Consider the following 11,450-nt stretch of genomic DNA (forward strand, 5'->3'; position numbering starts at 1 on the left):
GCCCTCCTCCGCCTTGCATCTCGACGCACCAGACCCCGCTCACCCGCGCAGAAAGGTGACCGCCACCCAAGTACGGCCTGATCCGCCGGACAGGCCCTAGCCGCCCAACTGCGCGGCGCGCAGGGCCGCCTCCATCACGGCCTTCGCGATCGGGGCCGCGCTGCCGCCGCCGCTGATGTCACCGCGGTCCGCCGACGCGTCCTCGACGACCACCGCCACCGCCACCGACGGCTCCGGGTCGCCGGCGCCCTGGGCCCAGGAGACGAACCAGGCGTACGGCGTACCGGCGTTGTCGACGCCGTGCTGCGCGGTGCCGGTCTTGCCGCCCACCGTCGCTCCCGGGATGGCGGCGTTCGTGCCGGTGCCCTTCTCGACGACCTCCCTCATCATCTCGCGCAGCCGCACCGCCGTCCCCGGGGTCATCGCCTGGCGCAGTGTCCTGGTGCCCGTCGTGTCGACCACGTCGCCGTCGGCCCTGGTCGTCCTGTCCACCAGGTGGGGCGCCTTGACGGAGCCGCCGTTGGCGACGGCCGCCGAGGCCATCGCCATCTGCAAGGGCGTCGCCCGGGTGTCGTACTGGCCGATGGAGGAGAGCGCGAGCTGCGCCTTGTCCAGGGAGGCGTCGAAGGTGCTGGCCGCGACGGACGAGGGGATCCGCAGCTTGCGGTCGTTGAACCCGAAGTTCCGCGCGGTCTCCACCATCGCGCTCAGGCCCGTGTCGACCCCGAGCTTCGCGAAGACCGTGTTGCAGGACCATACGAAGGCGGTGCGGAGCGAGGCGTTGGTGCAGCCGTCCACCTCGTTGGTGAGCTGGGTGCTGGTACCCGGCAGCGTGTAGGGGCTCGGGGACCTGGTCGGCTCGTCCGGATCGGTCACGACCCCCGCGTCCAGCGCGGCGGCGGCCGTGACCACCTTGAACGTCGAACCGGGCGGATACGTCTGGCGGATCGCGCGGTTCAGCATCGGCCTGCTGGGCCAGCCGTTCAGCTCGGTCCAGGCGTCCGCCACCGTCCGGCTGGTCCCGGAGAGCCGCTCCGGGTCGTACGAGGGCGCGCTGACCAGCGCGAGGATCTTCCCGGTCGACGGCTCGACCGCCACCACCGCGCCCCTCTTGCCGCCGAGCCCGGCATAGGCGGCCTGCTGCACCGGGGCCTTGATGGTCGTGACGACCTTGCCGCCGGGGTTCCGCGCGCGCGTCACGTCGTTCCACAGCGGGAGCGGGGCGAGCATCGGGTCGGTGCCGGAGAGCAGGTCGTCCTCGGCCTCCTCCAGGAAGGAGGTGCCGTACACCTGGGAGGCGAAACCGGTGACGGGGGCGTACAACGGCCCGTTCTTGTACGTACGTTCGTAGCGCAGCTGCTCCCCGGTGTCCTTGGAGCCGGTGATCGCGCGGCCGTCGACCACGATGTCGCCGCGCGGCTGCCCGAAGCGGACGATGGCCTGGCGGCGGTTGGCGGGGTTGTGGTCCAGGGAGCCGGACTGGACGACCTGGACACGGGTGGCGTTCACGAGGAGGGCGAGGAGCAGCAGCGCGCAGAACGCGGCGGCGTGCCGGATGCAGCGGGTCACCGGGCCACCTCGCCGACGGGCTGGCTGCGGGCCGAGTCGCTGACCCGGATGAGCAGCGCCACGATGATCCAGTTGGTGACGACCGACGAACCGCCCTGCGCGAGGAACGGCATCGCCATGCCGGTGAGCGGGATGAGCCCGGTGACACCGCCGGCGATCACGAAGACCTGGAGGGCGATGATCGAGGCGAGGCCGACCGCGAGCAGCCGCCCGAAGGGGTCGCGCAGCGCGAGCCCCGCGCGGTAGCCCCGCTCGACGAGAAGGGCGTAGAGCAGGAAGATCGCGCAGAGTCCGGCGAGGCCCAGCTCCTCGCCCGCCGTCGCCAGGATGAAGTCGGACTTCGCGGCGAAGCCGATGAGGATGGAGTGGCCGAGCCCGAGGCCGGTGCCGAGCATCCCGCCCGCGGCGAACGCGAAGAGGGACTGGGCCAGTTGGTTGGGGCCCTCGCCCGCGTCGATGGAGGCGAAGGGGTGCAGCCAGTCCTGGACGCGGCTGTGCACGTGCGGTTCGAGCGAGCCGACCGCGAACGCGCCGGACGCGGCGAGGAGCAGGCCGACCGCGATCCACCCGGTGCGGCCCGTGGCGACGTACAGCAGGATCACGAAGAGGCCGAAGAACAGCAGCGACGTGCCGAGGTCGCGCTCCAGGACCAGGACGCCGACGCTCAGCAGCCAGATCGCGACGAGGGGGCCGAGGACGCGCCCGGTGGGCAGTTGGAGGCGCCGGAACCTCCACAGGGTGCGGCCCGTGTGGGCGAGCGCTGTGCGGTTGGCGGCGAGGTAGCTGGCGAAGAAGACGGCGAGCAGGATCTTGGCGAACTCGCCCGGCTGGATGGAGAACCCGCCGAACCTGATCCAGATCCGGGCCCCGTTCACGGCCGGGAAGAAGATCGGCACGATCATCAGGATCAGCGCGGTGACCACGGAGAGATAGGCGTAGCGCTGGAGCACGCGGTGGTCGCGCAGGAGGAGCACGGCGGCGGTGAAGAGCGCGACGCCGACGGTCGACCAGACCAGCTGGGCGGGCGCGGCCTCGTCGTTCGGGGTCTGAAGGTCCAGGCGGTAGATGAGCACCAGGCCGAGGCCGTTGAGGAGGACCGCGATGGGCAGCAGCAGCGGATCGGCGTAGGGGGCGCGGAAGCGGACGGCGAGGTGGGCGAGGAGCGCGAGCACACCGAGCCCGGCGCCGTAACCGGCGGCGCCGGGCGGGACGGTGCCGTTCCTGGCGAGGCCGACGTCGCAGTAGCCGTACACGGACAGCAGTACGGCGACGACCAGCAGGGCCAGCTCGGTGCCGCGGCGCCGGGGGACACGGACGGCGGGGACCGCGGGGGGTGCGGTGCCCGCTCCTGTTCCGGTCATGCCCGGAACGTAGCAAGCAACCCGCCCTCAAGTCCGTTTATGTCGCCTATGTCGGCCGCGCCGAAGGGCGGGGCGGCGCGGGCTCTCAGCAGCAGCGTGCACAAGTTCACGTACCGCTTCCGGGCCCCGCCGCCTCGTCCCCGTCGGCGCACTCCTCGAAGGGCAGCCGCAGCGTCGCCACCGCCCCGCCGTCGGAGGCGTTGGTGAACGTCAGCCGGGCCCCGAGGACCGCCGCCTGGCCGAGCGCGATGGTCAGCCCGAGGCCGTGCCCCTTGCTGGTGCCCTCGGTGCGGAACCGCTGCGGGCCGTGCTCCACCAGGTAGTCGGGGTAGCCGTCGCCGTGGTCCCGCACGGTGACGACGGGCCCGTCGACGGTCACGAGCACCGGCGCCCGCCCGTGCTTGAGCGCGTTGGCGACGAGGTTGCCGAGCACCCGCTCCAGGCGCCGCCGGTCGGTCTCCACGCAGACATCGCGTACGACCACCAGCTCCGTGCCCTCGCCGGCACCCCGCACCACCCGCTCCGCCAGTGGAGCGAGGTGATGGGCGTCCAGGTCCACCCGCTCGCTCCGCGCGTCGAGCCGGGAGATCTCCAGGAGGTCCTCGGTCAGCGTGCGCAGCGCGGCCACGCGGTCGCGCACCAGCTCCGTGGGGCGCCCCGGTTCGAGCAGTTCGGCCGCCGCGTGCAGCCCGGTCAGCGGCGTCCGCAGCTCGTGCGCCACGTCGGCGGTGAACCGCTGCTCGCTCAGCAGCTTGCCCTGGAGCGAGGAGGCCATGGTGTCCAGCGCCCCGGCGACCGCCGCCACCTCGTCCTGGTGCCGGGTGGGGCCCTTGGTGCGCGGGTCGTTGACGCGCGCGTCGAGGTCGCCGCCGCTGATCCGCCGGGCGACCTGCGCCGTCAGATGCAGCCGCCGCGTCACCCGCGTCACCGCGAACGCGCCGACCAGCAGCGTCGCGCCGATCGCGAGGACGGCGGAGCCGAGGATCGCCCGGTCGAGCCCGTCGATGGTGCGGGCGCCCTGGGCGTAGTCGACCCGCACGGCGATGGCGCGGTGCCCGTCGGCGGGCCCCGCCGCCCACATCGTCGGCCGGGACTCGTAGGTGGCGACCATCGTGCCGCGCTCCCCGTCCAGCGCCAGCTCGCGCAGCGCGGCCGGCAGGCCCGCCGGGTCCACGCCCACGCCGGGACCGAGCCGGTCGCCCGCCTCGTAGCGCTCGGTGGCCTCCGTCAGGCGGTCCAGGGCCTGCTCGCGGGCCTGGCCGACGGTCTGGTTGGTCACCGAGACGTGCACGAACGTGCCGAGCAGGGCCGCGAGCGCGCAGCACATGACGGTGATGAAGACGGCGGCCTTCCAGGTGAGCGTCGCCGTCCAGGCGGGAAGCCGCGGCCCGCGCGGCTGTCGGTGGCTCATCGCCCGGTGCTCGCGGACGGGGAGACCCGGGGCTTCTTGGGACGCGGGCCGTGCGAGGAGCGCACGATCTCGTCCCGCTTGGGCATCATCGTCTTCTGGTGCGCGTCCCAGGACCAGACCGTGTGGTACTCGTACCCCGGCAGGCTGGAGACGGCGCGGATGATCAGGTCGCGCCCGGCCAGCTCGACGCCGAGCACGGCGTCGCTCATCTCCATGATCTGCGTCAGCTGCCTCTCCTCCTCGGCGTAGACGCGGATGTCGAGGTTGTCGTCGGGTGTGGAGACGCCGACGATCAGGTCGTCCTTGCGGTCCCCCGTCAGATCTCGGTAGTACGCCTTGAGCACCGGGCACCGCTCCCGCGCGCCGGAGTCGTCCTCGGCGCAGTCGTCGAGCCGCTCGACGGTCTCCTGGTACGAGGCGTCCGAGGGGTCGTACGTGCCGGGGTTCTGGTCGAAGTCCGCGCGGACGACGTCGGCCGGGTTCACCTTGCGCAGGTCTCCGCCGGGCACCTTGACCCCCTTGACCCGCACGCTCTCTATGGCGCCGTAGTCCTCGGCGGGCGCGGACGGCGGGGGCAGGTCGGGCCAGAGGTGCGTCGGGCCCTGGGCGGTGGGTGTCGCACCGGCGCCGCGCAGCCCGCCGGGGTCGCCGCAGCCGCCCGCGAGCGCGGCGGCGAGGGCCGCGAAGGCGGCGGTGAGCGCGAGCCGGCTGCGGTTCACTGCACTCCTGCCTGCCGCGGGCGCGGCCTGTCGTGGTGCCCGGCGCGCTGTCAGGACACCAGGTCGGCGTAGAGGATGATGTTGTCAGACCGGTGGCCGCCGACGATCGGCCCACCGCAGGTCAGCAGGCGCAGCTCGGGCCGCCCGGTCGCCCCGTACACCTTATGGGTGGGGAAGTCCTTCTTGTCCACCTGTTGGATCTCCCGCACCTTGAACGTGGCCGTGTCGCCGTCCGCGCGCGGCACCTGGATCCTGTCGCCGACCCCGACCTTCGCGACGTTCCTCATCAGCGCCGGGCCGTTCGCGGTGTCGTAGTGCGCGACGATCACGGCGGCGCCCTTCTCGCCGGGAGTGACCCCGCCGGTCCACCAGCCCGGCTCCTCCGCCTTGTCCACCGGCGGCACTTGTAGTTCCTGGTCGGCGCCGATGCCGAGGTCGAGCATCGACGTCGCGTCGACGCCCGCCGCCGGGATCCGCAGGCCGGTGGGCCTGGACTCCTTCAGCGGGGCCGGGGCCCGGCCGGTCTGGGCGGTGGCGGCGTTGTCCACCGTGACGTCCGGGGCCGGATGGCCGCCGCCGCCCTGGCCGCAGGCGATCAGGCCGATGCCGAGGGCGGCCGTCAGGGCGGCGAGGACCGCGATACGGCCGGTGCGCGGACGCCGCCGGTCCGGCTCGCCGTGGGGGCGGGGCCCGAAATCGGTGGGGGTGCTCACGGGGACTCCTGGGGCAGTGGGGGCGGGGAGAGGGTCAGGAGTCCGTGCGGCCGCGGCGCAGCATCGCGAAACCGAGGCCCGCGGCACCGGCCGCCGCCATGGCGCCCCCGGCCACCAGGAACGCCGGGTCACCCGTGTCGCGCACCCCCTCGGCGCCCGCCTCGACGCCGCCCCTCGGGGTGCCGGGCCCGGCATCGCTGCCGCCCGCCAGGTGCGTGATGCCGATGTGTCCATTGGACGGATACAGCTCGTAGCGCACACCGCTCTCGGTCACCGTGGGGTGCCGGGCGGAGAGGGTGGCGATCTGCTCGCCCTTGACCGAGATCGTCGCCACGTACGCGCTGTCGCGGTGGCGCACCTGCGCCTTCGCGCCGTTGCCCAGGGTGACGTCGTAGGTCCCGGTGGCCGGCCGCGTCGCCGTCGCCGTCGACTCCCGCGCCGGGGTGTCCGCGAGAGCCACGGCGGCCGGCGCGAGCAGCGCGCCGCCGACGAGCACGGAGAGGGCGGCGGTGCGGACGAGGGCCTGGCGGTGGGTGCTCACGGACGTTCCTCACGGTCGGGCGGCTGGGCGGCAGGACGCTTCGACGTTAGGTGTCCGCCATTGCGGCGGCTCGGCGGCCGCGTAACAACGGGCCATAGCTGTGCGGGCGATGCTGTTACGGAACCGCGGGGAGGCCGGCCGCCGGGCTTGCGGGGCGGACGGGTTCTTGCCCCCGGCGGCAGCGGGCTGGTCCCATGGACGAGGGGTGATGCGGCATGAGCGGACTGCGCGTCGTACCGGCCTGGCGGCACGGGCAGGAGCGGTTGTACGTCTGTCTCCCGGGCGGCGGGAACGTGGCGTGGTACGACCGTGACTCGTCCCGCGTGAACCTGCTCAGCGAGGACCGCGAGGCCGAAGTCCTGCGCGCCCTCGCGCCCTTCCTCACCGGCGCGGTCACGGTGGGACCGCCGCCCGTCCCCAGCTCCGTCGAGCTGACCCGCCTCGCCCTGCACCCCGACGACGACCTCGCCCCGAACCGCCCCGGCGAGGCCCTGCACATCGCCCTGGACCGCGACCGGACGCCCGCGCGCAGGCTGCGCCCCGACCCCCGGCAGCGCGCCCTCGCCGCGGAACAGGCGGTGGGCGACGCGCTGGACGGGCTCGAAGGCGCGGGCTGGCGCGTACTGCACTCCCTGCCGCTGCCCGGTGGCGCCCGCATCCACCATCTGCTGATCGGCCCCGGCGGCCTGTTCTGCGTGGCCGCCCTCGCCGTGCGCAGGCAGCGGGTCCGCATCGCCGACCCGATGGTGACGGTCGGCCGCGCCGCCCCCGTCCCCCTGCTGCGCACGCTCCGCGCCGACGCGGGCCGGGCCTCGTTCGCGCTCACGGCCGAGGTCCGCCCCGTCCTGGCGCTGGCCGGGACGGGGGCGGCGGACCCGCCCGTCACGCCGCCGCGCGATGTGCGGGTGCTGCGCGAGGCGGACCTTTCGACGCTGACCCGCCTGGGCGGCGTGCTGAAACCGGCCGACGTGGAGGCCCTGCACGCCCTGGCCAGGGACCGCCGCACCTGGCAGCGGGTCTGAGAGCCCGCGTCAGAGGTTGTCCCCCCAGCCGCCCTGGACCATGGTCTGGAAGGCCCAGGAGCCGCCGCGCCTGATCAGGATGTCGGCGTAGCGCAACTGCTGCGTCTCGCCGTTCGCCGTCATCACCGAGTCGGTGAAGACGACGGCCATGGCGGGGGAGAGGAAGACGGGCGTGCGCGTGGACTCGAAGGTGATGTCCTCGCTGCCGTCCCCCATCACGTGGGTCATCGTCTGGACGAACTGCTCCCGGTCCCACTGCGCCGACCGCCCGTCCCCCGCGGAGTCGTCGCTGACCAGGTTGAGCGGGAAGACGGCCAGGTCGGCCATGCGCTCCACATCGCGCTTCGCGCTGTGCGCGTCGTACTCGGCGAACCAGGCGTCCAGGCTCGCGCGGTCCTCGTCGGTCGGGACGTAGCCGGTCTCGGGAAGGAAGGTCACGGGTTCTCCTCGTTCGTTCTGCTCGAGCGACCAGCTCAAGCGACCTGCTCAAGCGGGAAAGCGGGAAGCTCATCAACTTTGACTAATGACGAGGAGGTTATGCCTTCGCGGCGAACTAGTCAAACTTGATTAGGTGTGACGCCAGTCACATTATCCCGAGGGGTCGATCCTCACCGGAAGCGGACCACGACCGCCGTCGCGTGCCGCGTCGTGTTCTGCCGCACCTCGACCAGCACCACCGGCTCCGCGGGCAGCGCCGCGTACGTGACGTCGCCGATGCCGATCGCGGTCGCCACACCCTCGCCCACCGGGTCCGGCAGCGCCCCCGCCGCGGCGGACCGCACGGCGGGGGACAGCGGCGACGACACGACCGGGGTGCCGTCCCCCGGCAGGGCGAGGACCAGTGCCTGCGGCCGGGCGGGGCTGCCGGTGCAGCCGACCACCACCGCGTCCCGGGTGTCGCTGTGCCGCAGCTTCAGCCACGCGCGCGTGCCGCCCCGGTACGCGCTGTCGAGCCGTTTGATCACCAGGCCCTCGACGCCGGTCGCGGGGAGCGTCTCGTACCAGGTCAGGGCGAGGTCGCGGTCGGTGGTCGACGGTACGGCCTGGAGCGGTGGCCCCCAGGGCGCCAGCAGCCGTACGAGACGCGCGCGCCGCTCCTCGTACCGCAGTCCGCGGCAGTCCTCGCCGCCCTCCGCGAGCAGGTCGAACGCCGCGTACGAGGCGGGCAGGGTGCGCGCGAGGACGGCGGCACGCGCGCGCGTGGCCGCCGCCCGCTGCTGCACGGCGGCGAAGTCGATGCGGCCGCCGGACCACACCACGACCTCACCGTCCAGGGCGGTGCCTTCGGGAAGGCGGGCCGCGGCCTCGGCGAGGTCGGGGAAGGCGCTGGTGACGGTCCGCCCGGAGCGGGCCTGGAGGGTCACCCGGCCCCGCTCGTCCCGGAGCACGACCAGGCGGTGCCCGTCGAACTTCGGTTCGTAGGCCCAGCCGCCACCCTCCGGCAGCGCGCTCACGGCCTCCGCGAGGGCCACCCGTACGGGCGTCGGCAGGCTCATCGCGCGGCCTTCGCGGGGGGTGCCGGCGAACTCATCGCGCGGCCCGCGCGGGCAGGGGTCTGGCGTTGTTGAGGTTGATCAGGGGGCCGAGCAGATCGCCGTGTGCGCGCAGCCGGGGCGCGATGTCGTCCGCCGTGAAGACCAGCCGGTCCGGCTCCTCGCACGCCTCGATCTCCGCCCAGGTCACCGGCGTGGAAGCGGTCGGCTCGGCGCGGGCCCGCAGGGTGTAGGGCGCGGCGGTGGTCTTCGCGGCGGCGTTCTGGCTGAAGTCGACGAAGACCTTGCCCGGCCGCAGGCTGCGGGTCATGCGGTGCACGACGAGGTCGGGCAGCTCCTTCTCGGCCTCGACGGCCAGCGACTTCGCGTACGCGCTGACCCGTTCGGAGGGCGTCGGCTCCAGCGGGACGAGCAGGTGCAGGCCCTTGCTGCCGGACGTCTTCGCGTACACGGGGAAGCCGTCGGCCGTCAGCCGCTCGCGCAGCCAGAGCGCGGCCCGGCAGCACTCCACGACGGTGGCGGGCGGGCCGGGGTCCAGGTCGAGCACCAGCCGGTCGGCCTGCCCCGGGGCGCCGGCCCGCCACTGCGGGGTGTGGAACTCGGTCACCAGATTGGCCGCCCACATCAGCGACGCCAGGTCCTGTACGAGGATCTGGCGGGTGGGACCCTCGGAGCGGGGCACCTCGGCGGTCCGCACCCATTCGGGGGTGCCCGGGAGGACGTTCTTGGTGAAGAAGCGCTGGCCGTCCGGTCCGTCGGGATAGCGCAGGAAGGACAGGGGCCGGTCCACGAGGTGCGCGAGCAGGGCGCCGGCCGTACCGGCGTAGTAGTGCAGCACCTCGCCCTTGGTGAAGCCGCTCGCGGGATAGATGACCTTCTCCAGGTTGCTGAGCGAGATCCGTCGCCCCTCCACCTCTGTGATCGGCGTCATACGATGAGAGTCCCATAAATCGCCCTTAACGCCATGAAACAGCCAGATCACCCGCAATCCCCCAGTGAGAGGTCCCGGACGTGCGATCCATATGGAACGGTGCGATCTCCTTCGGCCTGGTCAGCATCCCGATCAAGCTCGTGAACGCCACCGAGAACCACTCGATCTCCTTCCGTCAGATCCACACGGAGGACGGCGGCCGGATCCGCTACCGCAAGGTGTGCGAGCTGGAGGACCGCGAGGTGGCCTCGGCCGAGATCGGCAAGGGGTACGAGGACGCGGACGGCTCGATCATCCCGATCACGGACCAGGACCTGGCCGCGCTGCCGATCCCGACCGCCAAGACCATCGAGATCGTGGCCTTCGTCCCGGCGGACCGCATCGACCCGCTCCAGATCGACGCGGCGTACTACCTCTCGGCGAACGGCGTCCCCGCCGCCAAGCCCTACACGCTGCTGCGCGAGGCGCTCAAGCGGAGCCGGAAGGTGGCCATCGCGAAGTACGCGCTGCGGGGCCGGGAGCGCCTCGGCATGCTGCGCGTCGTCGACGACGTGATCGCCATGCACGGCCTGCTGTGGCCGGACGAGATCCGGGAGCCGGAGGGGGTGGCCCCCGAGTCCCACGTCACCGTCCGCGACGCCGAACTCGACCTGGCGGACGCCCTGATGGACACCCTCGGTGACGTCGACATGTCCACCCTCCACGACGACTACCGCTCGGCGGTCGAGGAACTCATCGCCGCGAAGGTCGAGGGCGGCACACCCGCGGAGCAGACCCCGGCGGCCGAGGCGGGCGGCGGCAAGGTCATCGACCTGATGGCCGCCCTGGAGAGCAGCGTCCGCGCGGCCCGCACGGCCCGGGGCGAGTCCGACGAGGGCGGCCGGGGCGACGAGGGCGCTGAGAGCGGGACGAAGGCGAAGGTCACCCAACTCCAGTCGCGCCGCGCCAAGTCGGCACCGGCGTCCGCGCGCACGTCGTCCCCCGCGACCCCCAAGCAGGTCGGCGGCAAGAAGTCGACGTCGGCCTCGGCGAAGAAGAAGGAAGCCCCCGCCAAGAAGTCGGCGGCGAAGACGACGGCGACGAAGACGACGGCGGCGAAGGCCGGGGCGAAGTCCACGACGGCGTCCCGCAAATCGACGGCGAGTAAAGCGACGGCGGGCAAGGCGGCCGCGAGCAAGACGGCGGCCAAGAAGACGGCGCAGAAGAAGACGGCGTCGGCGAAGAAGACGACGGCGAAGCGCCGGGCCTCCGCTTGACGCAAAAGGACACAATGCAAATCTCGGCCACCGACGGGGTGGGCATGGAGGACACCTTCGTAAGGCGGCCGCATAAAGTCATCAACTGAATACGGTCAAACCGCCCCCTCTCGCCCTTTTGCGCCCTGTGAGCAATGTCACAATCGCTTGATGGAATTGCATATTCCGCGCAATGATCTCTGCGGACACAATGGGATTCTTTGGGATTTCCGGGGGGTTTAAGGTATATGGCCAGTAATCCATTTGAAGATGATGGCGCGGATTACCTGGTACTCGTGAACGACGAGAACCAGCACGCTCTCTGGCCCGCCGGGCTCGACATCCCCTCCGGCTGGACCGTCGCACAAGAGGCGAGTTCACGGGCCGATTCCCTGGCCTACGTCGAGGAGCATTGGACGGATATGCGTCCGGCCCGCCTGATATCCGGCTCCTGA

At 72.6% G+C, this 11,450-nt stretch carries 12 protein-coding genes; 3 read left to right on the top strand and 9 right to left on the bottom strand.

Annotated elements, in window-relative coordinates; all coding sequences use genetic code 11:
* Positions 1-96 precede the first annotated feature (96 nt).
* The 6 genes from IG54_RS0131810 to IG54_RS43200 form a co-directional block, all read right to left on the bottom strand.
* Positions 97-1,569: a peptidoglycan D,D-transpeptidase FtsI family protein gene (locus IG54_RS0131810; RefSeq protein ID WP_030792634.1), complete on the bottom strand. Its 1,473-nt coding sequence runs from the start codon at positions 1,567-1,569 to the stop codon at positions 97-99.
* A complete protein-coding gene (locus IG54_RS0131815) occupies positions 1,566-2,930 on the bottom strand; it encodes an FtsW/RodA/SpoVE family cell cycle protein (RefSeq protein ID WP_030792637.1) in 1,365 nt (454 codons plus the stop codon). The genes IG54_RS0131810 and IG54_RS0131815 overlap by 4 nt, the downstream gene beginning before the upstream one ends.
* A gap of 106 nt (positions 2,931-3,036) precedes the next feature.
* A complete protein-coding gene (locus tag IG54_RS0131820) occupies positions 3,037-4,341 on the bottom strand; it encodes a sensor histidine kinase (RefSeq protein WP_030792640.1) in 1,305 nt (434 codons plus the stop codon).
* The gene (locus IG54_RS0131825; protein WP_030792642.1) at positions 4,338-5,060 is read right to left on the bottom strand and encodes a hypothetical protein; all 723 of its coding nucleotides are present in this window, start codon (positions 5,058-5,060) and stop codon (positions 4,338-4,340) included. Before IG54_RS0131825 ends, IG54_RS0131820 begins: the two co-directional genes overlap by 4 nt.
* Before the next feature lie 50 nt (positions 5,061-5,110).
* On the bottom strand, positions 5,111-5,773 hold the full coding sequence (locus IG54_RS0131830; protein ID WP_234336418.1) for a class F sortase: 663 nt from the start codon (positions 5,771-5,773) through the stop codon (positions 5,111-5,113).
* Positions 5,774-5,807: 34 nt separating this feature from the next.
* Positions 5,808-6,314: a hypothetical protein gene (locus IG54_RS43200; protein WP_030792647.1), complete on the bottom strand. Its 507-nt coding sequence runs from the start codon at positions 6,312-6,314 to the stop codon at positions 5,808-5,810.
* Positions 6,315-6,529: 215 nt separating this feature from the next.
* Between IG54_RS43200 and IG54_RS0131840 the strand changes: the two genes are divergently transcribed.
* Complete coding sequence (locus tag IG54_RS0131840) at positions 6,530-7,336, top strand: nuclease-related domain-containing protein (protein ID WP_030792649.1); 807 nt, start codon at positions 6,530-6,532, stop codon at positions 7,334-7,336.
* A 9-nt stretch (positions 7,337-7,345) separates the two neighbouring features.
* Here the strand turns inward: IG54_RS0131840 and IG54_RS0131845 are convergent, their stop codons facing one another.
* The 3 genes from IG54_RS0131845 to ligD form a co-directional block, all read right to left on the bottom strand.
* A complete protein-coding gene (locus IG54_RS0131845; protein ID WP_030792653.1) occupies positions 7,346-7,774 on the bottom strand; it encodes a hypothetical protein in 429 nt (142 codons plus the stop codon).
* A 170-nt stretch (positions 7,775-7,944) separates the two neighbouring features.
* Complete coding sequence (locus IG54_RS0131850) at positions 7,945-8,832, bottom strand: ATP-dependent DNA ligase (protein WP_030792656.1); 888 nt, start codon at positions 8,830-8,832, stop codon at positions 7,945-7,947.
* A gap of 31 nt (positions 8,833-8,863) precedes the next feature.
* Positions 8,864-9,760: a non-homologous end-joining DNA ligase gene (ligD, locus tag IG54_RS0131855; protein WP_030792660.1), complete on the bottom strand. Its 897-nt coding sequence runs from the start codon at positions 9,758-9,760 to the stop codon at positions 8,864-8,866.
* 80 nt (positions 9,761-9,840) lie between these two features.
* Here ligD and IG54_RS0131860 point away from each other — a divergent pair, with 80 nt between their 5' ends.
* Together IG54_RS0131860 and IG54_RS0131865 are read left to right on the top strand one after the other, a co-directional pair.
* Positions 9,841-11,016 (top strand): Ku protein, encoded by a 1,176-nt coding sequence (locus tag IG54_RS0131860; protein ID WP_030792662.1) that lies wholly within the window; start codon positions 9,841-9,843, stop codon positions 11,014-11,016.
* A gap of 227 nt (positions 11,017-11,243) precedes the next feature.
* Positions 11,244-11,450 carry an MbtH family protein gene (locus IG54_RS0131865; RefSeq protein ID WP_030792665.1) on the top strand — a complete coding sequence of 69 codons (207 nt, stop codon included), beginning with the start codon at positions 11,244-11,246 and terminating at the stop codon, positions 11,448-11,450.

Source organism: Streptomyces sp. NRRL S-920, from assembly GCF_000717945.1.
Classification (GTDB): domain Bacteria; phylum Actinomycetota; class Actinomycetes; order Streptomycetales; family Streptomycetaceae; genus Streptomyces; species Streptomyces alboniger.